Annotated in this window: 20 protein-coding genes; 5 read left to right on the top strand and 15 right to left on the bottom strand. The window is 58.6% G+C overall.

Annotation, left to right across the window (positions count from 1 at the left end; all coding sequences use genetic code 11):
• Positions 1-16 precede the first annotated feature (16 nt).
• From FPL19_RS08320 to FPL19_RS08350, 7 genes are all read right to left on the bottom strand, one after another.
• Positions 17-454 carry a hypothetical protein gene (locus FPL19_RS08320; protein ID WP_150911975.1) on the bottom strand — a complete coding sequence of 146 codons (438 nt, stop codon included), beginning with the start codon at positions 452-454 and terminating at the stop codon, positions 17-19.
• Positions 455-473: 19 nt separating this feature from the next.
• Entirely contained in the window at positions 474-824 is a 351-nt protein-coding gene (locus FPL19_RS08325; protein WP_150911976.1) for a hypothetical protein, read from the bottom strand.
• 69 nt (positions 825-893) lie between these two features.
• A complete protein-coding gene (locus tag FPL19_RS08330) occupies positions 894-1,412 on the bottom strand; it encodes an Hcp family type VI secretion system effector (RefSeq protein WP_150911977.1) in 519 nt (172 codons plus the stop codon).
• A 197-nt stretch (positions 1,413-1,609) separates the two neighbouring features.
• Positions 1,610-2,362, bottom strand: a complete 753-nt coding sequence (locus FPL19_RS08335; protein ID WP_150911978.1) for an energy transducer TonB — start codon at positions 2,360-2,362, stop codon at positions 1,610-1,612.
• The gene (locus FPL19_RS08340; protein ID WP_150911979.1) at positions 2,359-2,772 is read right to left on the bottom strand and encodes an ExbD/TolR family protein; all 414 of its coding nucleotides are present in this window, start codon (positions 2,770-2,772) and stop codon (positions 2,359-2,361) included. The genes FPL19_RS08335 and FPL19_RS08340 overlap by 4 nt, the downstream gene beginning before the upstream one ends.
• Positions 2,769-3,173, bottom strand: coding sequence for an ExbD/TolR family protein (locus FPL19_RS08345; RefSeq protein WP_150911980.1), 405 nt, complete (start codon positions 3,171-3,173; stop codon positions 2,769-2,771). The genes FPL19_RS08340 and FPL19_RS08345 overlap by 4 nt, the downstream gene beginning before the upstream one ends.
• Positions 3,160-3,957, bottom strand: coding sequence for a MotA/TolQ/ExbB proton channel family protein (locus FPL19_RS08350; protein ID WP_150911981.1), 798 nt, complete (start codon positions 3,955-3,957; stop codon positions 3,160-3,162). Before FPL19_RS08350 ends, FPL19_RS08345 begins: the two co-directional genes overlap by 14 nt.
• Positions 3,958-4,137: 180 nt before the next feature.
• Here FPL19_RS08350 and FPL19_RS08355 point away from each other — a divergent pair, with 180 nt between their 5' ends.
• A complete protein-coding gene (locus tag FPL19_RS08355; protein ID WP_191965238.1) occupies positions 4,138-6,489 on the top strand; it encodes a sensor domain-containing diguanylate cyclase in 2,352 nt (783 codons plus the stop codon).
• On the opposite strand, the gene FPL19_RS08360 is transcribed toward FPL19_RS08355, so the two are convergent.
• The 3 genes from FPL19_RS08360 to FPL19_RS08370 form a co-directional block, all read right to left on the bottom strand.
• A complete protein-coding gene (locus tag FPL19_RS08360) occupies positions 6,472-7,236 on the bottom strand; it encodes a sulfite exporter TauE/SafE family protein (protein WP_150911982.1) in 765 nt (254 codons plus the stop codon). The two genes, FPL19_RS08355 and FPL19_RS08360, sit on opposite strands and share 18 nt — an antisense overlap.
• 22 nt (positions 7,237-7,258) lie before the next feature.
• A complete protein-coding gene (locus tag FPL19_RS08365) occupies positions 7,259-9,451 on the bottom strand; it encodes an FdhF/YdeP family oxidoreductase (protein ID WP_150911983.1) in 2,193 nt (730 codons plus the stop codon).
• 89 nt (positions 9,452-9,540) lie between these two features.
• Positions 9,541-10,614: a hypothetical protein gene (locus tag FPL19_RS08370; RefSeq protein ID WP_191965239.1), complete on the bottom strand. Its 1,074-nt coding sequence runs from the start codon at positions 10,612-10,614 to the stop codon at positions 9,541-9,543.
• A 37-nt stretch (positions 10,615-10,651) separates the two neighbouring features.
• Here FPL19_RS08370 and FPL19_RS08375 point away from each other — a divergent pair, with 37 nt between their 5' ends.
• Together FPL19_RS08375 and FPL19_RS08380 are read left to right on the top strand one after the other, a co-directional pair.
• Entirely contained in the window at positions 10,652-12,139 is a 1,488-nt protein-coding gene (locus tag FPL19_RS08375) for an amidase (protein WP_150911984.1), read from the top strand.
• A gap of 113 nt (positions 12,140-12,252) precedes the next feature.
• Positions 12,253-12,900, top strand: coding sequence for a hypothetical protein (locus FPL19_RS08380; RefSeq protein ID WP_150911985.1), 648 nt, complete (start codon positions 12,253-12,255; stop codon positions 12,898-12,900).
• 3 nt (positions 12,901-12,903) lie between these two features.
• Here the strand turns inward: FPL19_RS08380 and FPL19_RS08385 are convergent, their stop codons facing one another.
• The 4 genes from FPL19_RS08385 to FPL19_RS08400 form a co-directional block, all read right to left on the bottom strand.
• Complete coding sequence (locus FPL19_RS08385) at positions 12,904-14,016, bottom strand: HupE/UreJ family protein (RefSeq protein WP_225314342.1); 1,113 nt, start codon at positions 14,014-14,016, stop codon at positions 12,904-12,906.
• On the bottom strand, positions 14,013-15,017 hold the full coding sequence (locus tag FPL19_RS08390; RefSeq protein WP_150911986.1) for a tetratricopeptide repeat protein: 1,005 nt from the start codon (positions 15,015-15,017) through the stop codon (positions 14,013-14,015). The genes FPL19_RS08385 and FPL19_RS08390 overlap by 4 nt, the downstream gene beginning before the upstream one ends.
• 187 nt (positions 15,018-15,204) lie before the next feature.
• Positions 15,205-15,447, bottom strand: coding sequence for a hypothetical protein (locus FPL19_RS08395; RefSeq protein ID WP_150911987.1), 243 nt, complete (start codon positions 15,445-15,447; stop codon positions 15,205-15,207).
• Positions 15,448-15,460: 13 nt separating this feature from the next.
• On the bottom strand, positions 15,461-16,942 hold the full coding sequence (locus tag FPL19_RS08400; protein WP_150911988.1) for a DUF4331 domain-containing protein: 1,482 nt from the start codon (positions 16,940-16,942) through the stop codon (positions 15,461-15,463).
• 191 nt (positions 16,943-17,133) lie between these two features.
• Between FPL19_RS08400 and FPL19_RS08405 the strand changes: the two genes are divergently transcribed.
• Together FPL19_RS08405 and FPL19_RS08410 are read left to right on the top strand one after the other, a co-directional pair.
• Positions 17,134-17,688, top strand: coding sequence for a sigma-70 family RNA polymerase sigma factor (locus tag FPL19_RS08405; protein WP_150911989.1), 555 nt, complete (start codon positions 17,134-17,136; stop codon positions 17,686-17,688).
• Positions 17,685-18,386 carry an anti-sigma factor gene (locus FPL19_RS08410; protein WP_150911990.1) on the top strand — a complete coding sequence of 234 codons (702 nt, stop codon included), beginning with the start codon at positions 17,685-17,687 and terminating at the stop codon, positions 18,384-18,386. The genes FPL19_RS08405 and FPL19_RS08410 overlap by 4 nt, the downstream gene beginning before the upstream one ends.
• Positions 18,387-18,393: 7 nt before the next feature.
• Here FPL19_RS08410 and FPL19_RS08415 read toward each other — a convergent pair whose 3' ends face one another.
• On the bottom strand, positions 18,394-19,815 hold the full coding sequence (locus FPL19_RS08415) for an HDOD domain-containing protein (protein ID WP_225314343.1): 1,422 nt from the start codon (positions 19,813-19,815) through the stop codon (positions 18,394-18,396).
• Between the last annotated feature and the right edge of the window lie 134 nt (positions 19,816-19,949).

Genomic DNA, 19,949 nt, shown 5'->3' on the forward strand with positions numbered 1-19,949 from the left:
ATTCCTTGGAAACGGCTCAGATGCCAGAAGAAATTGTCTTCGCTACTTTTTCAAACGTGTCATCTGGAAAGCTGAAGATGAGCATGGAACTCGGATTTTCCTCATCTATAAAGTAGCCCGTTTCATAGCCACGAACCTTAGCAGAAAACCCTTCGAAGCCCGGATACAGTCCGAGTGCTTGAGTCTCGACGGATTCAGACTCTGATGCCGATCTGAGGGTGTTGATGAACTCTGATGTCGACGGGGCATCGGCGGGAACTGTTTCCACACGGATGAACCCGAGAGCCTTTCCGTCACTGAATAGGGTTATGTCATTGTTGGCGACGCGGACCGCATCGAATAAGTTTGACTGCACCGATACAGCGTAATTCTCGCTCGGTGAGAACTTCACTGATGATGTAGAGGCGCATCCCGTAAGGATCAGAGAAAAAATGATTAATAGTGCGAATCTCATCGTCTTGATACGTCCATGTTTACCGTAAAGAGGCTTCTATCGGGCTTCTGAACTGTAGTCCGCGGGTAACCTTGCAGGTGAAATTGATTTCGATGTTACCACGTACAAATGGTTCTCCGGCAGCCCTGATTACGCGAATTGCCCACTTACGGATGCTGTTAGTTGGAGCCAGAAGATCCTTGGGGTTTGGAACAGCGTCAATCCATTTGCTGCAAATTTCGGTTCCAGTAATGAGCTGTGCCGTAAGCTCCACGGTCTCAGCGGTTATGCTCCCTGCGTGGTAACGGCTCGCAAGCCGTTCACCGTAAAAGGCCGTGATGATTGCTTTCACCGAAGCAACTTCTTCCTCAGTGAGATTAACGTCACTCACTATCAAGCTCCTTTTGATAGTTTGAAAGGGAGGGCGGTTGCCGCTCCCTCTCTGTTACTGAGGCTAAAATTACGCCTCGACCGGAGCACGCCAGTCGTCGCCACCGGAAGTACCGGCAACAGCGTGTTCCCAGGTGATCTTACGGTAGGATAGGGAAGCGGTGACCAGCTGGGTGAAGTCAGCGCTGGCAGCGTCCTGGCAGTGGGGCATGTTGCAGTTGATGTCGATGATGGTGGCATCTTCCAGGATGGTGGAGAAGAAGTGCTCCTGCTTGCCTTCAACAGAGGTGCGGTACCACTTCAGCTCGACCTTGGGCAGCATTTCGCCGGAGGCCAGTGCGTTGTACATAAGCGGGGTGGCTTTGTTCAGCGCAGAGGTGAACTTGAACGGCTTGTGAACGCGCTGGCCGGAAGGCTGGCCGGACTGGGGATCAGTCGGAACGGTTACAACGTGGCTGAATTCCTGAACCAGCACTTCGTCTTCGTGACCTTCAACGTAGATGTTGCCTACGGAATCGGAAGTGAATGCGCCGGCGGTGATGTTGCCCTGAGTCTGGCCTTCGATGCTGATATAACAAGGAGTTGGCATTAGTCTGCTCCATGACGTGTGAATGATTAGGTGTCCCACGGGTGTTCCCTGGACACAAAGACCATTACAAAGGGCGTGCCAATATTAAAAGTCCCTATAAAACAGCAAGTAATGAATTTCTTGGGGCGAGTGCCCGGATGACAGGCAATTCCTTGCTGATTTCGGGGCGAGAACTTGCTGGCCGGGCAAGAAATTGCTCAGCGTAGGCTGAAGCGCACTGGCAGAGCGTAGGTGAAGGTTTCGCCCTTCATGGACTCCGGCACCTCGGGCAGCGGTTCTGCGGCTTTGAGCATGTCCAGGGCGGCTTCATCCAGCAGTTTATGGCTGGATGACTGGCCCAGGGAATGCCGCAGCAGATCACCGCTGCGGCTGAATTCGAACACGATGATCGGGGAACCTTCCTGGCCCAGCCGGCGGGACCGACGTGGATACTCATAGAACCGGCTCAGGTGGCGACTCAGTTTCGTGAGGTAGCTGTCGACAGCTGCGGAATTGCCCGCCGTCAGCTCCACCTGCTGACTGAGATTTTCCTGCTCTGCCTGTTTTTCCGTCGGGTCCTGTGCCGCATCGACGGCTTTTTCCGGTTCTGCCCTGGCAACGTCATTTGTTGTTTCCGGCTCGGGTGCCGACTTGGGTTCGGGCTTCAGCTCGGGTTCAGGCTTTGGTTCTGGTTCTGGTTCGGGCTCAGGTTTTGGTTCAGGTTTTGGTTCAGGTTTGGGCTTCGGCTCGGGTTCCGGCGCAGCCTCGGGTTTCTCCGACTGCGGGGCCGGCGCCTTGGGGGTACTCGGGCTGGTCAGTTTTATTCTCACGGCAGGCGCCTGATTGACCAGGTCGGCTCCCTGAAGGGCAAGCTTCGGCGTTTCGGACGGCAAAGCCAGAACCAGCGTGCTGAAGGTGACGACAACGGCCACCGCCAGCAAGAGCCAACGTATCAGCCCAGACTGGTTCATGATCCTGCCGGCTCTGTCAGCAGCACAACATCCGCATAGCCGGCGTCGGCCAGGGTGCTGAAAAGTGATTCAAGATCCTTCATTGAAGTACCGGCGTCGGCCCCGACGGTCAGCGACGGTTTGCTTTCTGCATCAGGCAGATGTTCGGCCAGATTGGCGGCGGCCACTGTCTGACCTTCGACCTGCCAGTCACCGGAAGCCATTACCACCAGGTCCGCCCGCGGCCGGTCGCTTCCGGTTTCACTGGCGGTGCCGGGCAATGTCGGCAGGGCCCGGTCCTGCATTTGACCGGCCACGATAAAGAACATCAAAAGCAGAAAAACCAGGTTGATCAGCGGCAGAAGCGCGTCTTCCACCCGGTCCAGCAGCGACTTACGGGGGGTAAGGGGCGCAGTGACAAAGTCTTTCATCGCAAACCATCACCGTTTTCGTTGCGCATCCATCGTGGTTCGATACCGTGATTTCCGAGCGTGCTGAGGGCCAAGGTAAAGTCATGGACCGTAGCGTCGGGAGAGGACGTCAGATGGACGCGGCTGACCCCTTCTGCCGCCAATTGCCGTACCAGATCATCCAGCGAGTAGCTTTGTTGATTCCACCGCAGGGTTTCGCCGGGCATGATCTGTACTTCCGGCACCGGCTCACCCTGCGATCCACCGGATTCGGATTGAACGCCGGTGCTCACTTCCAGCAGATTGACCGGCAGAAGCCGGGTGGTCAGCATGAAAAAAACCAGCAGAATGAACACCACGTCGATCAGTGGTGTCATTCTTATGGCCAGTGGTCTTGCCGGGCGGGGTTCAACGAACAGCATTGGCCACGGCCTGATGGCCCTGCCAGTCCACCTCGGGCTCGATGGGTTTCGCAGCTGGCTGGTTGGTGCTGGTTGTGGGCTTTTGAACCGGTGTCTCGGTTGTGGGATCTGCCGTGGCGGGGGCGGCCATCAGCGTGTCCATCAGAACCAGGTTCAGGTTGGTCTGCAGGCGGCGCAGTCGGAATTCAATCCAGGCCGCCAGGGCGGCGAAGGGAATAGCCACGACCAGGCCTGCAGCGGTGGTAGTCAGCGCCTGGTAAATGCCGCCGCTCAACTGTGAGGCACTGGCTCTGCCTTCGGCAGCAGCCATGGTGCTAAAGGCCTCCATCATGCCCACGACCGTACCCAGAAGCCCGAGCAGGGGCGCCAGCGCGGCAATGACTTCGATGATTTTTAAAGGTGCTTCAAAGGGCGTGAGGGCAAGCTGGGCTTTCTGCGCAACGGCTTCCCGAATGTGCTCGGCAGATTCTTTCCGCAGTTTGCGATCCATGACCATTAGCACCAGCTGATTCAGCGGGTTCAGGCGGTTGAGGCCGCGGGTCCGGGCAAGGAGCTGGTCAGTGACTTTACGGTTTGGCCCCGATTTCCACTGCTTGACGGCCTGGCGCAGGCCACGGGTCTGCCGCGGTGCATAGAGTGCGCCGTATAGCATGAGGTAGACGAAGGTAATGGTGCCTGCGATGGCCATGGTGATCAGCACAACCATGACGGGACCACCCATGTCGATGAGTTCGCCGAGGGGACCGGATGAGAACAGCTCGCCGGAAATCAGTGCCTGAAACATTGCGGCTCCAAATCAAATACAGAACATAATAGTAATGATTATCATTAGGTATCACAAGCCCGTAATCATCGTCTCTCCCGGACTCTGTTAGACTACCGCTATGTTTCCGCTGACCACTTTTTGCCGCCAATTTCGTTGCTTTCGGGCCATTGCACTGAAGGCACTGATTGGAGCGTTTGAATGCCGATCCTGATCAAGCGATGGTTAGCCAGCCTGGTGAACCGGGCGGTCATTTTCATGACCGCCGGTATTGTATTGGCGGCGCTGATTGTGGTGATTTTCGGCTCCCTGGCTTCCCGTGCCGAGTTGGAAGCCCAGGCGCGCCAGCAGCTTTCGACCATCGCAGAGCTGATAGCCGGTGATCTCGACACCCGCCTGTCCCGGCGCCGCGATACCCTGGCCCATGTCGCCCAGAATCTCACCATGACAGCCGAGGTGCTCCACAACCGTGGCGAAGTATTTGTCCGACGATATGTCGGGCTTCAGCATCTGTTCGATGTTGTTTTCCTGTTCGGAGCCAATGGCGATCTTATCGCCGGCTATCCCCAGAAATATGCGCCTATTGGCCTGAACGTGGCGTCGCGCCCCTACTTCATCCAGACCTCCAACCAGCTCACCCCGATTATCAGTGACCCGTTTATCTCTCGGTACCAGGATAAACCGGCGGTGATGATGACGGCGCCGGTGTTTGATCACCGTCAGCGGTTTATCGGCGTGATTGCCGGCGCGGTCCTGCTGGAGGGAGACAATTTCATGAGCGAATCCAGCGGTATCGAGGTGGGCAAAACCGGCTATGTCACCGTTGCCACCCGCGGCGGTATCGTGCTGACCCATGGCCGCACCGGGAGTTCGATGGTGCCGGTACAGCTGGAAAGTCCCGTTATCAAAGAGGCTATGGCCGGTTTTGAGGGGGCGACGCTGACCCGTAATTCCCTCGGCGTCGAAACAATTACGGCGGTCCGGCAGCTATCCCAGGTGCCCTGGTATGTGGCGGCTGTGTGGCCCGCCAGGGAGGCTTACGCGCCGGCCTATCGGCTGACCGACAGCTTCATCCTGGTGCTGCTTGGGGTTCTGCTGCTGGTCGTTCCCATGGCTCTGATGGTATTCCGGCGGCTGATGGCGCCGCTGAAGCTTCTGGGTATCCAGATCAGCGATCGTCACCTGGGTGTCCGCACGCGGCCAGTGGACGAAATCGGCGGTATTGAAATACGGCAGGTCGCGGAAACCTTCAATACCGTGATGGAAGAACGGGATGAAGTGCTGGCCTCCCTCGCCGAGCGTGAGGCCTTCTTCCGTTCCCTGACCAGAAGCGCGCCGATCGGGATCGTGCAGACGGACGTGCTGGGCCGAATCGAATTTGCCAATCCGGCGTTTGAACAGATCGTGGGTGTCGCCTCCAACGATCTGCAACAGACCACACTGATCCAGGGTGTATACGAGGAGGATCAGGCAGGCGCTCTGGAAGCCTGGCGTCAGGCGCTTCGCGACCGGGCCATTTTCCGGGCGCGGTTCCGCCTCAGGAGTCTCAGCAAGGGTCTGGTCTGGGCTGACGTAATGACCGCAGTGATCGAGACTGAAGAAAAAACACTGGGTACCGTCACCGTCGTACGTGATATTACCCGCGAGCTGGAGATCGAGAGCCAGCTGGCGGAAGAACAGGCCCGTGCCGAGAGCATTCTCGGGGTACTTCAGGAGGGCGTGCTGATGACGGATACCGGTGGTGCGATCCGCTACGCCAACGCCGCCGTCGCGCAATTCATGGGTCTGGAAAGCATCGGCGAAGGCGAAAATTTCTTTGATCAGGTCAGAATCTCTGACGACGACCAGGAACGGCCGGCCGAGGAGTTTCTCAGCGGCGCGGACCGGGACAACCTTTATGTCACCCTTCATAACGCCAATGGGCAGAGCTTTGATGTGGATCTCACGGTGCTTCACCTCAGGCCGGATACGGAACGGCACCGGGTGGTTTTTGTGATTAGGGACGACAGCGAGCGACGCCAGGAAGAGCAGCGTTTGTCATGGGAAGCTACTCACGACAGCCTTACTGGCCTACTCAATCGTCGCGCCTTTAACGCATCACTGATCCGCTGTCTGACCGAGATGTCCGCCCGTACCAATGAAAGCATTCTGATGTTGATCGACCTGGATTATTTCAAACCAGTCAACGATGAAGGAGGCCACCTGCTAGGGGATGATCTGCTGATACAGCTTTCCGAACTGCTGGTTAGTACGGTCCGTCAGTCCGATACGGTGGCCCGACTTGGCGGCGACGAATTTGGCATTATTCTGCCGACCTGCGGCATGGCGCGGGCGGAAGATCTGGCGGAGAAAATTCGCAGTGGCATCGAAGCGTTGCGGTTGGAACAGGATGGCCGCTATTTTGGTGTTACCGCCAGCATCGGGCTGACAGCCCTGGCCAGCTCCGATTCCAGTATTCGTGAGGCCCTGGCCCGGGCTGACGAGGGCACCTATGCGGCCAAGGCCCAGGGTCGCAACCGTGTGATTGTCACGCCCTCACCCGCCGGTGAATGACTGTACCGCCTGCCATAGCAGTCTCAGAGCCAGGAGCGTCAGCAAAATATTGAAAATTAGCCGGAAAGTCTCGTTCTGGATGTTCCTCAGCAGGTGCAGACCGATCCAGGTGCCGACAAAGCCGAATGCAATCATCGCCAGCATGAAGAACACCCATTCATGGAACACGAACCCGGCCAGGCCGAAGACCAGGGCCTTGGGGGCGTGCTGCAGGCTCATGGCGGTGGCAAAGGTGGCCACGGTTTTAAATCGATCTTCGTGCATCTGCTTGATAAATGCAGCAACCAGTGGCCCGGTCGCGCCGACGAACAGGCTTACAAAGCTGGTCAATGCCGAGGCGATAAAAATGCCCGGGGGCCCGAACGCGCCTCTGGGCAACGCAGGTCCCCAACATAGATAGAGTACAAAGCAGGCAATGGTCAGCTGCCAGATATGTTCCGGCAGATCCACCAGCAGCCAGGCACCCAAGCCAGCGCCGACCACGACGCCCGGCGCAAAAGCGGCAATAGCCCGCCAGTCGGTATGCCGCCAGGTCAGGCTGGCCCTCCCGACATTTGACCCCATCTGGATCATGCCGTGCACCGGTATAATTGCCGCCGGGGGAATCCATAAGGCCATCAACACCAACAGCAGCAGGCCCCCACCGGCACCCAGGCTGGCGGTGATCATGGAGGTGACAATCGAACCCAGCATCAGCGCACCGGCGAGGGCCGGGCTCAGGCTTTCGGGTAGAAGGGCAAGTTCCACTCAGGCTCCGTTGCTGGGTTAATCAGGTAGTGGGAATGACGTTTTCGGGGTCGAGTGCGACGCTGATGGATTTGAACGCCGGTGTTTGACTGCGGGGGTCGCGATCCCGGCTCACGAGCACGTTTGCCTCCGGATAATACGTCATCAGGTTGCCCCTGGGCAGGTGAAATGTCTTCACGGCCAGGTTATGCATGATGCCGGTCCGGGATTTCATGCTTACCAGGTCACCTTCCTTCAGAGACAGCTGGGCCATATCCTCAGCGTTCATCAGCACCGTGGATCGTTGCGTGACACTGCGGTAGCTGTCGGTTTCCTCATAAATGATCGAATTGAACTGGCCCTCGGAACGCACCGTCATCAGTTTGAACGGGTAATCAGCCACCTGGTCGGGGGCTGCGGTGTGGTGGGTGACAAACCGGGCCTTTCCGGATTCAGTACGAAACTCCGGTTTGTGCATGATGCGTTTGCGGATGTGAAACTCTTTTTTGGCTTTGTCTATGTCTTCAAGGTCTTCCATGCCCGGAATGCAGGCGGCGATGGCTTTGCGGATGCTGCTGTGGCTGGCGAACCTGTCAAAATCAAAGACGGTTTTGTCGATCAGCCGCCCGGCAAGTGAGGCCAGAATCTGCGATTCCGGCCTGACATTGTCCAGGCGCTTGATGCCGCCATCGCTGAGGCGCACATAGTTGAACATGGATTCCTGGGTGGTGGGCTCGAACTCTTCATCCCGGGCAGTGACTGGCAGAATCAGTGATTCACTGTGGTCGCTACCATGAAGATGGCCCTGGTTCAGCGTGGTGGTCAGAAACAGCTTGAACCCGACCCGGTCCAGAGCCTGTTCAGCCCAGGGGCTGTCCGGGGTGGCGCTGTAGAGGTTGCCCCCCATGATCAGCGCATTATCAATCCGGCCTTCCTCTGCAGCTTCCAGGCAGGCCATGGTGTCCATGCCCCGCCCGGTTGGCAGCCTGACACCAAGGTGCTTCTCCAGCGCGGCGATTACTTCGCCAGCCAGTACCGGTTTCACGCCGATGGTTCCCACGCCCTGGACATTGCTGTGGCCCCGGAGGGGCAGCAGGCCGGCTGCTCTTTTACCCACCATGCCGCGAAGCAATGTTAGGTTGGCAATGTATTCCACATTGTCACTGCCGGAAAGGTGATGGGTAATGCCCATACCCCAGGCGAACACCGCGCTGCGGGCGCTGGCGTAGACCCGGCTGACGGTTTCGATATCGGCCCGGTTCAACTGAGTGTGCTTTTCAATGTCGGACCAGGAGATTGTTTCGATATCTTTGCGGAAGTCTTCAAAGCCCTCGGTATGAGCCTGGATAAATTCCGGATCTTCAGCGCCCAGTTCCAGCACACCCTTGGCGATACCCTTGAGGGTCCAGAGATCGCTGGCGATATTGGGTTGCAGGTAATAGGAGGCGATCTCTGTGCCGCCGCTGAGCATCGACGAGGGGCTTTTGGGAACGGCAAATCGCACCAGTCCCGGCTCACGCGCGGGATTGATCACCACAACATCACCGCCGCGGTCGCGGATGCCCTTGAGCTGGTGAATCAGTCGGGGGTGGTTGGATGCGGGGTTGGCGCCAATCACAAACAACAGATCGCACTGGGCCAGGTCGTCCAGTTCCACGGTTGAGGTCCCTGCGCCAATCGTGGACTTGAGGCCGATACCGGTGGCCTGGTGGCAATAATAGGAGCAGTTGTTTACGTTATTGGTGCCGTAAAGGCGGGCGAACAGATGCAGCAGAAAGCCCGCTTCGTTGGAGGAGCGTCCGGAGCAGTAGAAAAAACTTTTTTCCGGCGGCGATGCCGCAAATCGTTCCGCCGCCAGCTTGTAGGCCTCGACCCAGGTCAGCGGCCTGAAATAGTTGCTGTCTTTCGCTTTAAAGAGCGGAAAATTCAGTCGCCCGAGGTTTTCCAGCTCAAGGGCGCTCAGTTGCCTGAGTTCGGCAACCGGATGGTCAAAGATTTCCCGGGGGATGGGCGGCTGGATATCGGTGGATTGCGCCTGAATGCTCTTGTTGCAGACGGACGGGTACTCGCGCTTTTCGTTGGTCATGCCCCCAAGCTGGCCACCCATGCCAAGACCGCAGGCCTTGCAGGCGTTACGGGCTTTCAGTGCCTTGGCCGAATTCAGCAAGCCGATCCGGCGGACGGTTGCCAGGGTGTAGAGTACCTTCTTGCCACCGCCACCGATTACTTCAGACATGACGAGCTACCTCAAGCGCAATGTAATATCTGCATAATGAAAGCAGCCCTCGCCCAATGCAATCGGGTAAATGTCGCACAGCACAATGCCTATTGGCAGAAGGCATCGGTTTTCAATGTCTGCGTTGCGCAAAGTGCTTCAACGGCCAGTTGCACGTCGGCCACGTAGTAGAGCGACGCGAGCCCGAGCCGCTCCCGTCCCAGGTTGTGGAAAATCATGCCGAACAGGATGTCGCCGGCGCTGAAATTCTCGTGTTCGCGGGCGAAATAGGCTGCCGGTTGCGACAGTTCCTCATCCTCCAGCAGCGAGACCACCCGTCCAACGCCTCCGTGATAGGCCTGAACCAGTAACAGGGTGAAAAGCTTGTCCTGTTTTTCGGACGGCAAATGGCCGAACCGTTCTGTGAAAGCCGGCTTCAGGTTACGGGCGTTCTGCTGCATCAGGCGTAGGGCGCAATCTACCTGTGCCAGTCGGTGCCAGTAGTTGGCGGGCTTGATGCGACAGTCTGATAGCGCCGAGGGTGACAGTTGCAGAATGCCTTTGGCATCGGCGATGGAATGGGCCTGGGGATTGGCACTGCTTTCAATCAGTATCTGGCCGCCCAGGTACCGGGGTAGCGAATCCGGCAGGTCCAGCCGCTGCTGGGAAAGCCGGGTTTTGTGGACATACAGCAACGCCTGATGCAGCGACCCCGGATCCTCCCGGGACGCAAAGTTCAGGTCATCCCAGGTGCCCCAGAGGCGGTCCGGTTCTGCTCGGCCCAGATAGCGATCAACCGCTTCGGACAGGTTGACGTGGGGCTGGCTGCAGGAAAGGGCAAACGGGTAACCGGTGTTCCCCGGGCCGCCGGGTGCCCAGGCTGTCACCCTGTCTTTTTTGGCGTAAGCGGCTCTTGTCTCGTTGAGCAGTGTCTGGGTAGCCTGTTTCGTTGGCCCGTCCTGGATATAGCCGAGAAATTTACCGCGACGATCAAACAGGATATGGCGGTCAGGCTCGGAACAGTAACCACGTTCCTTGAGCACCCAGCGGCGGATGGTGGTTATGTTGTTATAAACTCCCTGGCTGACCCAGTAGGGAGAATCCTGGACAATCGTGACCCAGTTCTTTCCCGGCGCAGGCGGCTCGCTCGCCCACGCGGCGGGTGCAATAATGACGAGCGCCATTGATGCTTTCAGAACACAACAAAAAACGGAAATCCTCATGAAGCAATCCGAATACCTTCGATTTGATGCCGTCGCGCTTGCTGACCTGATCCGCCGCAAGGAAGTAACCGCCCGTGAAGTGTGTGATGCGGCCATTGAACGCGCATCAGCGGTAAACGACCGGCTGAATGCCATTTGTCACCCCCAGTTCAAGGAAGCACAGGCCCAACCCTGTCCTCCCGATAGTACCTTCTGTGGCGTACCAATGCTGCTTAAAGATCTGATGCAGCAGCAACAGGGCCACCCCTGCACCTATGGAAGCCGCAGCCTGAAAAATAACATTGCCAGCCAGGACTCGGAATATGTTCGCCGTGCCCGGGCGGGTGGGCTGGTTTTTCTGGGCCGCACCGCCACCCCCGAGTTCGGCCTCAAAGGTGTAACCGAATCACAGCTCTGGGGGCCAACCCGCAATGCCTGGAATACCGAGCTCACGCCGGGCGGCTCCAGTGGTGGCTCTGCGGCGGCAGTGGCGGCCGGTATCGTGCCCATGGCCGGGGCCAACGATGGTGGCGGTTCGATCCGGATTCCCGCCGCCTACAGCGGTCTGTTTGGCCTGAAGCCGTCCCGGGGACGTATCTCTGCTGGACCATTTTCCGGCGAGGGGTGGACCGGTGCTTCCATGGATCACGTGGTAACCCGCACGGTCAGGGACAGCGCGGCCATGCTGGACGTTCTGGCGGGGCCCACTGTTGGCGACCCCTTCCGGATTCCCCAGCCGCCGGCCCCCTACAGCGAGCTGATGCAGCAATCTCCCAGACCCCTTCGCATTGGTATTTTTACCTCATCCCCCTATGACACGGCCGTGGCCCAGGAATGCGTGGACGCGGTGGAAGAGGCGGCGCGGGTTCTGGAGAATCTCGGCCACACGGTGGAGTACGCCCGCCCCGATTTTGATGGCCTGGCGCTAGCCCGCTGTTACCTTGGGCTCTACTTTGGCGAAGTGTCCACCCTGATGGATTATGCCCGCACGGAACTGGGTGCCCGCGATTCCGATTTCGAACTGGATACACGCGTGCTGGGCATGCTGGGCCGCACCCTGCCCCTGCCGGAATATGTCCGGCGTCGTCAGCAGTGGAACGACTTTTCCCGGGCACTGGGTGCGTATTTTGAAAGTTACGATATGTATCTCTGCCCGACGGCGGGCCAGATGCCGGCAAAGATCGGCGAACTGGACACACCGGCCCATCTACAGTTCGCGATGAAAATGATGTTGAAACTAAATGCCGGGAAAATGGTCCATCGTAGTGGCCAGGTTGACCAGATGGCCTTGGAAAGTCTGGCAAGAACCCCATTTACTCAACTAGCGAATCTGACAGGAACACCGGCCATGTCGGTGCCACTGAACTGGAGTACGGACGGCCTGCCGGTTGGTGTTCAGTTTGGTGCCCCCCACGGAGCCGAGGATCTGCTGCTTCAACTGGCAGCACAGCTTGAAGAAGCCAACCCCTGGTTTGGCCAGTATGAAAAGCTGGAATCCCTCTTGTGATCCGGACTTGTCAGTTTCACGTTTATCTTTATGGCAGGAACAGTCTATGCTGTGAGACAGGAAGACCCTTTCTTCCTGTAAGACCCTGATGGCATCGAGGAGGCGAGTGAAGTATGAACCAACCGATGGCAATCGACGAACTGGTGTCTGTAGCACAGGCCGAAGCCATGGGGGAGCTCGACGCCCCGATGATGGCAATCGTACTGTCCAGCGAGCAAAGCTACGATCTGCCTATTAACTCTCTTGAAACCGATGCCGATAAGGCCCGCTGGGGATTGATCCTTCGTGCGGCCCGCGAGCACGTGGAAGCCGATGCGGTTGCCGTGCTCTACCCGGCCTGGACCACCATCCGTAACAAGAAACCGGCCGCCACGGTGGTTGAACACGATGAGCCGGAAACGCTGAAAGCCGAGGATTCCGAGTCTGAATTCGAAGAGCCCGTGCGTGGCGAAGATCCTGCGGAGCCGATCGATACGCTGTTTGTTCAGCTTCATACCCGTGATCGTATCTACTGGCGCGGGTTCGAACAGATCCGTGACCCCAAACACCAGCGGATCATAGGCTTCCGGCGCATCAAGGCCTTGTCGACGGAATACGGTCGGGACGAGGCCCCCTCGGTTACTTCCTGGCTCAACACCCTGTTCGAGCCATTGCCGGACGAAGGCGAAGAAACCGAAGTGGATCGGGAACTGGCGGACATGCTGGAAGAGCCCGAAGTCAGCGCGGCACTCTATCCGCGCCAGATGCGGGCTCTGCACTAGCATCTAAATGGCTGTGGCGCGCTCGGCCACCCAATAAAGGCTGAGTGCGCCCGTTGCTACCAATACCATCGGCACCACAAATCGGCCGTAATGGCCGGTTTTTCCCCACAGATAAAGCACCGGAAACACCAGTAACAGCAGGGCGATCTGCCCGGCCTCCACGCCGATATTAAAGCCCGCCAGGGCCAGCGCCGTCTGTTCCAGTCCACTGGTCAGATCCCCCAGTACGCTGGCGAACCCGAAGCCGTGAACCAGTCCGAACCCGAACGCCAGTTTCCAGGTTTTGCGACCGAGCACTGGCCAGGCCACGTTCAGCGCCGCCAGGGCAATAGACAGTGCAATAATGGTTTCAACCCAGGCGATGGGCAAACGGACCAGATCCAGGGCCGCCAAACCAAGAGTGATGGAGTGGGCGACCGTAAACGCTGTAACGATGCCGGTGAGTTGCCAGATGCGCTGTTTGAGACTGTATTCCTGCCCTTGCGCCCTGCCTCTGAGGGTGGCCGGAAGCATCAGTACCAGCAGAAACAGGATGTGATCCAGCCCGATCAGCAGATGAATAACGCCTTCGTAGACAAAAGTGCCGAACAGATTCAGCGGGGACGACGGACCCGTCAGCGACCGCGAAAACTGGTCAGGGGAAAGCACCGCCAGGGTTTCGCTGCCCTCGCGGGTTATGCTCAGCAGTCCCCTGTGCAGCGGGTCCTCTTTGAACAACAGCTGGTAGTCAAGCGTGGTCGGAACTTTGCCATTCGGGCACTGAACACTGTAAACAGCCGCCGCGTACGGGCCGTCACTATGGCTGGCTAGCCCCCAGGTCTGGCCGCTCAGGACACAGATTCCAGACGGATTGGCAAGCGTCAGCCCCGATTCCACATAACGGGTGATTTGCCCGCGGCCGGACCGCAATTCCCCGCCTGTCAGGGTCTGGTCGTTATTGCCGTCCAGTGGCAGTACCCGGGCCAGATCCCTTAGCGCAATGTCCAGCCGAAGCTCTGAGCGGTCCTGATTCAGGTAGATAAAACTGTCACTGGCCTTATGAGCGGCTGCCGAGAACGGCAGAAGGATCAGGCTCATCAGCCATAACAGGCTGACCATTACGGGGCGACGATTCACGGGCGGGTCTCCGGATAACGGGCATCCCGCTGGTTGTTCTCAGCCAGCCAGGTGCGCAGGGTCTGAATCTTTGCATCAGCGTTAGCCGCATTGGCGGCACGCAGAAACAGGCGGGTGTCGGCGGGCTCACGTTGGCCCTGCCAGTTGGCGGCGGCCGACTTCAGGGCAGCGCTCGAATTGCCAACAACATCAAGCTGGAAGCGCGCGAAATCCCGCTTGTGCAGGAGGTTGCCCCGCCACTGGGCCTCTTGAAAGCGCTCCTCAATGACCCTGGCCAGGCGCTCGGCATCGCTGTTGCCGGCCGCTTTCAGGGCAATCGCGCGGATCACTGCGAGGGAATCCACGGATTCGTAACCTTCAGTCAGTGCGAGTGTCTGCTTCAGAGCTGATTGATTTAGGTACCATTCTGCCAGTTGCGCCCGGGTGTAAAGGTCATCCGGGTCGGCTGCAAGTACGGACCGCCAGTGGGATTCGGCCGCCGGATCACCCAGCTGTGCCGCAATATCGCCGAGAGTGCCTTCCGCCCAGGCACTTTCGGTTCTGCCGGAATGACGCGTTTGCGTCACCAGCTCTTGCAGTTGCTGATAGGCGGTCTCTGGCTGGCCCGTTCGGGCCATGGTCTGGGCCTGGCAGCTCGCAGCGATCAGGCCGGGCATTTGCTGGCGCAGTTGCGCGCAATGGTCGGCCGCCGCATCGTATCGCCCCTGAACCAGATGAATATTGGCCAGCATGAGCCGCGCCTGGAGTGACTGCCGCCCATTATCGCCGTTGCGAATAATGTCGGTGAGCCGTTCACGGGCAACGTCAAAGCGGTGGTTGCTCTGGTCAATAGTGGCCTGGAGTACTTTCAAACGGGCGGTGGGCTTGCCCTGCCATTGTTGTAGCAGGCCTTCGGCATAGCCCAGAAAACGCGGGTCGCCGGTGCTCCTGGCCCGTTGTACCTGGGCCTGGACCAGATCCTCGAGCCGCTCCGGGTCAGTGGGTGCCACAGTCGTTGACAATGAAGGCTCCGGCAGTGTCACCAGAATCTGTTGGTCTTCAAACCGGGTGTTGATGGCAGACGGTCCGGCGCTGGCCGATAAGAACCAGAGGCCGAGACAGCCCGTCACACACAGGCGAAAAAAGCCGCCCCGAAGGGCGGAAGACAAAACGGCCGGAGCCCGCGAAACGCGGGAACGGCCTGGGGTTTTACTGAGTAAACAGGTCATCGAAAGCCTGCTCGTTATTCTGATCATTGAAGCTGAACTCCTGATCATTGATGTCCACCGGTTCCCGGGTGTCGTCGGTATTCTGTATCTCACTCGCTACAAACGTTGTGAAATCCACAGCCGGGTCGGGTCGGGTATCGCCACTGTTGCTGGAGCCGTCAAAGCAGCCTGTCAGCAGTAAGGTGAGCGTTGAGAGCGCTGCAAGGTTGAGTAAACCTTTCATGTCTGACCTCCTCTTAGTTTGTGACGGCACCGGGAATGGGCGTAATCAGGTAAGGGAAGGATTCATACTCGTCAGACAGTGTGGTCGGGTCTGCAGCCAACTGAACGCCATCTGTAAACGGCGTATTCTGGTTGGGAGCGCCATCAACCAGTGCTCCCATGGACACGCGAAGCGCCACATCGACCACGTCGTCATAGGGGCGACGGCCGTTCGGGAAACCGGCCAGGTCTCCGGCAACAAAGCCAAGATCGTTTTGCGAATCGAGGGCCGTAGGTGCGACTGCTGTGTTCAGGCGCACCATCTCCGATGGCTGCACACCGACGGGCATGTTTGCAGGTACACCGGTCAGGAAGGCAGCGACCAGATCGGCCCGCGGGAAGTTATTGGGAGCTTCGGCACCGGCGCCACTGAACAGGATTTCCAGCAGTTCAGGCAGAGTCGGGTGGGTCACATAAGTGGCGAACTGAGAGTCGTCCTTGGGCTCACTGGCGTTAAACAGGTCCTTGTCCTTCAGGCCGATAACCACTTCATTGACCAGAGGCATGCCGAGGCGGGATACCTGCGTATAGGCGCCGCCTTCGACTGTCGCTCCCTTTCCACTTTTGCTGGGTGCCGGGTTGATTACGCGAGCCTGACGCACGCTTGCGGTTGTCCAGGCACCAATGATGGGCTGGTCATCGGCGTTGGCAGCGGTATCGGTCAGACAGCTTGTGGGCACTTCCAGAGCAAAGGAAGTGACGTTCTTGTCGGCCAGATCGTTGGTCTCCGCATTGCGGGGGCCGAGAGGATTGGTGTTGACCAGATCGAAGATCTCGCCAAGGTTGACCGCGAACGCTTCCTTCCGCTGACCGACAAACACCCTGCCGTTTGTGGCACAGCCGGGAATTGCCATTTCGAATACGTGGTTGTTGGCGTAAGCGGCATAATCGGCGAAGGACTTGTTGCCGATATTGTCCAGTGGCTTGTCAAACGTGCCCATGCCGGTGGTGACGTTGGTAATGGTTTCCACGGTGCCGGTGCGCCGGTCGCCACGAACCACCGAGACGGTGTACTCCTGGCTTAGCTGGACGTTCGCCGGATTTGTGGCGTCGCCAATGTTCTTGAGCGGCACAGATACCATTTGCTCGCTACCTGCCTCGCCTACCGGCAGCTGGATATCGTTCAGCGTGTCGGAGAACTGGAAGCGGAACGTCAGGTCTTCCCGGGCGTTGCCGGAGTTGTCGATGTGGATTTCATAGATGGCGTCCTCGTCCAGGTCGAAATAGTTCGGCCCGCCATAGGCGTCCTGCAAAGGCAGGTAGTTCGCAATCAGGGTAGTGAAGTCCGCGCGGCCGCTTTCATAGCTGCGGAACATGTAGAAATCGGTGCCGTCCACTTTGGGCATTTCCGTAATAAACGGTGCTTCCCTGTGACTGGAGGCCTGGCTCAGGCCAGTGGTGACACACAGGCCGGCCACAGCAACTGCCAGACCGGAGCGTTTCAGAAATGTATTCATTGCAATGTCCTTCTGTCGTGTTTGTTGTTCACAACGTTGTGTTGTTCAAATCCAGGTACGGGGTGGGGCATTGCAGAGTTGCAGCGATTGCAAAAAATTGTTCAAAAGCGTCCGCGCTGCAACTTCCGCCAGGGCTGATCCGTAGCTCGTTCAACCAGAACGGCAAATCAACCTTCGACGGATACGGATCTATGGCCATTGAGATCGAGCAGGACGAACTAACAGGGCTGCTGGTGGCGGTTGCCCGAGAGGACAGGCAAGCGTTTCAGCGCCTGTATGAGAAAATTTCAGGGCGTATGTTCGGCCTGTGCCTGAAACTTGCCAGGCAACAGGACCTGGCAGAAGAGGCTGTGCAGGATGCGTTTGTGCAGATCTGGCACCGGGCAGCGGAATACCATAACGATCGCGGGGCGCCGCTGAGCTGGATGATGACCATTGCCCGCTACCGTACGCTGGATCTGATGCGCTCCCGAAAAACCCGGGCCACCGATGGTGACGACGCTCTGGAGTCGGTGGCCGATCAGCGTGAAGGCCCGCTGGATCAGTCGTTGCGGTCAGCTGGTGCAGAGGCATTGACGGGTTGTCTTGATGAACTGTCGGAATCCCAGCGCGACACCATCCTGCTGTCCTACTATCGCGGACTGACCCACGATGAACTGGCGGTTGCCCTGAGCTCTCCCGTTGGCACGGTGAAAAGCTGGATTCGCCGTGGCCTCATGGCTCTGAAAAGGTGCCTGGAACAATGAAAAAGACACCGGAAAGAATAGAAGCACTGGCAGCGGAATACGTTCTGGGGTCCCTGATCGGGTCCGCGCGCCGGCGATTTGAGCGCTGGATGATGGAATCTGTCCGGGTGCGGGAAGAAGTCTGGTTCTGGGAGCAGAAACTGGGCCAGCTGGGCGATCGTGTGCATGACCGGGCCCCACCAGACTCTGTCTGGAGAGGTATCGAGGCAAGGCTCTGGCCCTGCGTGGTAAGCGCCAGGGGCGCGGCCAATGACAGTCCGGGGGGCTGGCTGCTGCCGGGCTGGAGCCTGATGGCCACGGCGGCTGCGCTGATTCTTGCGGTGATTCTGGTGCAGCAGCCAGACCCGCAGCCGGATGAGCGGCTTTCCGGTGCCATTGTTCAGGCCAATGTGTCGGATCCTCTCTGGCTGGTCAGTGGCTCTGAAACCAGTCGAAGCCTGAAGTTGCGGCCTGTGGCAGCAACCGCCGCCGAGCTTGGAAAAGATTACGAGCTCTGGATTGTGCCCGGGGATGGCCAGCCGGTATCACTGGGTGTTATTCCGGTGGGCGCGACCTATCAGATTACCCTGGATGACAGAACCCGGGCGCTGCTGGCCAACAGCCGAACCCTGGCCATAAGCCTGGAGCCGGTGGGCGGCTCCCCCACCGGCGCGCCCACGGGTCCGATACTCCATGTGGCGACGCTCTATGAGCTTTAATGCTCTGTCAGTGATCGGACATCAGGGTCAGACATAGCTGGGCGTTTTGCACAAAATGCGCGAACGCCGTGAGCTGGTCCTGGGACGGCACATAGTCAGCCGCGGCGTTGTCCGCGTAGAACAGCCCGATCAGCCGGCCTTTGGCCTTGATCGGCGCGATCAGTGCAGGTACCCGCCCCAGCCATCGGTCAAAACTGACAGGTTGGGCATCGCGTTTTGGTTGATAGATATAACAGCGTGCATGGGGCAGCAGCACCCCCAAGGGCCCCGTGCCGTCCCGGGGAACGGAGAAATTGTCTTTCCAGGTGTCAGTGCCCTTGCCGCCGAGTTTGCGGGGGATCAGCTGGTGCCCGCTGCGATCGCTCATCAGCAGGGCCACCCGCTGCATACCCACCGCCCGGTGGATGCCTTCGATAACCAGCTGACACACTTCGTTGATGTCCGGCTTTTCTGCCAGGGTGTTGGTCAGGTCCCGCAAGATCTGCAGTTGCAGGGCGGGGTCCACTTCCGGTGCCTGGTGGACGCTGGCGCTCTGGTCATTCTGGCTGCCCGGCATCAACGCAGTCACCTGGGGAATGCCCAGTGAAACGGCTACCCGGGCGGCTTCCCCGGCATTGACTTTCACCCGGTCCCGCACGGTGGCGGGGGCTTCGCCAATGTCCTCGGCCAGGGCCTCCAGGGCTTTGTCCATGTCGGCACCGCGCCAGCCCTGCTCGGAAAGCCTGGCCATTTCCACCGAGTGGCGTACCAGGCTGGCGGCTTTGGAGTTGGCTCGTCCTGCGGACACCACCTCTTTGATAAAGGGCCCCAGGGACCAGGCTTCCACCAGCCCGCGTGTGATCTCGGTAAAGGTGGAATGAAGGACGCGTTTCTGTGCGTCCACAGGGGGCTCTTCCAGTCGCAGGGCCTGCTCCAGTTCCGCCGCCTGTTCAGTGTCGCAGGACCAGAACGCCAGCTCGCCGATGTTCATCAGAAGGGCCCCGATAAACACCTCTTCCAGCGCCTGCTCATTACGCCTGGGTAGCAGGCAGCGGGCCTGCACGGCCGCATGGATGGCACGGGCCAGACAGTGCAGCAGGTGCGGGCGGTCATTGCGCTTGAGTAGTGAATCCACAATCAGGGAGGAAATGGCCATGGATTTGACCGCATCAAACCCGATCAGTGTGATCGCCCGGCTGACCGTGCTTACCTGGGTGCGGGTCTGGTTGTAGAACACGGTATTGGAAAGCCGCAAAACCTGGGAGGTGAGCTGGGCATCGTTCAGAATCACATTGGCCAGCTCGTTGACGGTGCTATTGCTGCTGTCCGTCAGCTCATCGATCCGCCGCAAGGTGTTCGCCAAAACCGGTAGCTCAACCTTGCTGAGATAGGTGACCCAGTCGTTGGTGGAATTCATTCTGGTAGCGGTATTGCCGGTGTCTGTACTCAAAGTTGTATCCAATATGAAACTAGGTTTGTTTCCATTCTAGTTCACCCTGCAAGGACCTGTCTGTTTGTCATTTGCATACGGGGATCTACCAAGGCCATGCGCTCGGGTTTGGCAGTGGATTGCTTTATACTTTC

This window comes from Marinobacter halotolerans, from assembly GCF_008795985.1.
GTDB lineage: Bacteria > Pseudomonadota > Gammaproteobacteria > Pseudomonadales > Oleiphilaceae > Marinobacter > Marinobacter halotolerans.

Coding starts and splice junctions, on each gene's coding strand:
- FPL19_RS08320 (WP_150911975.1), bottom strand. CDS start 454: ATGAGATTCGCACTATTAATCATTTTTTCTCTGATCCTTACGGGATGC.
- FPL19_RS08330 (WP_150911977.1), bottom strand. CDS start 1,412: ATGCCAACTCCTTGTTATATCAGCATCGAAGGCCAGACTCAGGGCAAC.
- FPL19_RS08335 (WP_150911978.1), bottom strand. CDS start 2,362: ATGAACCAGTCTGGGCTGATACGTTGGCTCTTGCTGGCGGTGGCCGTT.
- FPL19_RS08340 (WP_150911979.1), bottom strand. CDS start 2,772: ATGAAAGACTTTGTCACTGCGCCCCTTACCCCCCGTAAGTCGCTGCTG.
- FPL19_RS08345 (WP_150911980.1), bottom strand. CDS start 3,173: ATGCTGTTCGTTGAACCCCGCCCGGCAAGACCACTGGCCATAAGAATG.
- FPL19_RS08350 (WP_150911981.1), bottom strand. CDS start 3,957: ATGTTTCAGGCACTGATTTCCGGCGAGCTGTTCTCATCCGGTCCCCTC.
- FPL19_RS08355 (WP_191965238.1), top strand. CDS start 4,138: ATGCCGATCCTGATCAAGCGATGGTTAGCCAGCCTGGTGAACCGGGCG.
- FPL19_RS08365 (WP_150911983.1), bottom strand. CDS start 9,451: ATGTCTGAAGTAATCGGTGGCGGTGGCAAGAAGGTACTCTACACCCTG.
- FPL19_RS08370 (WP_191965239.1), bottom strand. CDS start 10,614: ATGGCGCTCGTCATTATTGCACCCGCCGCGTGGGCGAGCGAGCCGCCT.
- FPL19_RS08375 (WP_150911984.1), top strand. CDS start 10,652: ATGAAGCAATCCGAATACCTTCGATTTGATGCCGTCGCGCTTGCTGAC.
- FPL19_RS08380 (WP_150911985.1), top strand. CDS start 12,253: ATGAACCAACCGATGGCAATCGACGAACTGGTGTCTGTAGCACAGGCC.
- FPL19_RS08395 (WP_150911987.1), bottom strand. CDS start 15,447: ATGAAAGGTTTACTCAACCTTGCAGCGCTCTCAACGCTCACCTTACTG.
- FPL19_RS08400 (WP_150911988.1), bottom strand. CDS start 16,942: ATGAATACATTTCTGAAACGCTCCGGTCTGGCAGTTGCTGTGGCCGGC.
- FPL19_RS08405 (WP_150911989.1), top strand. CDS start 17,134: ATGGCCATTGAGATCGAGCAGGACGAACTAACAGGGCTGCTGGTGGCG.
- FPL19_RS08410 (WP_150911990.1), top strand. CDS start 17,685: ATGAAAAAGACACCGGAAAGAATAGAAGCACTGGCAGCGGAATACGTT.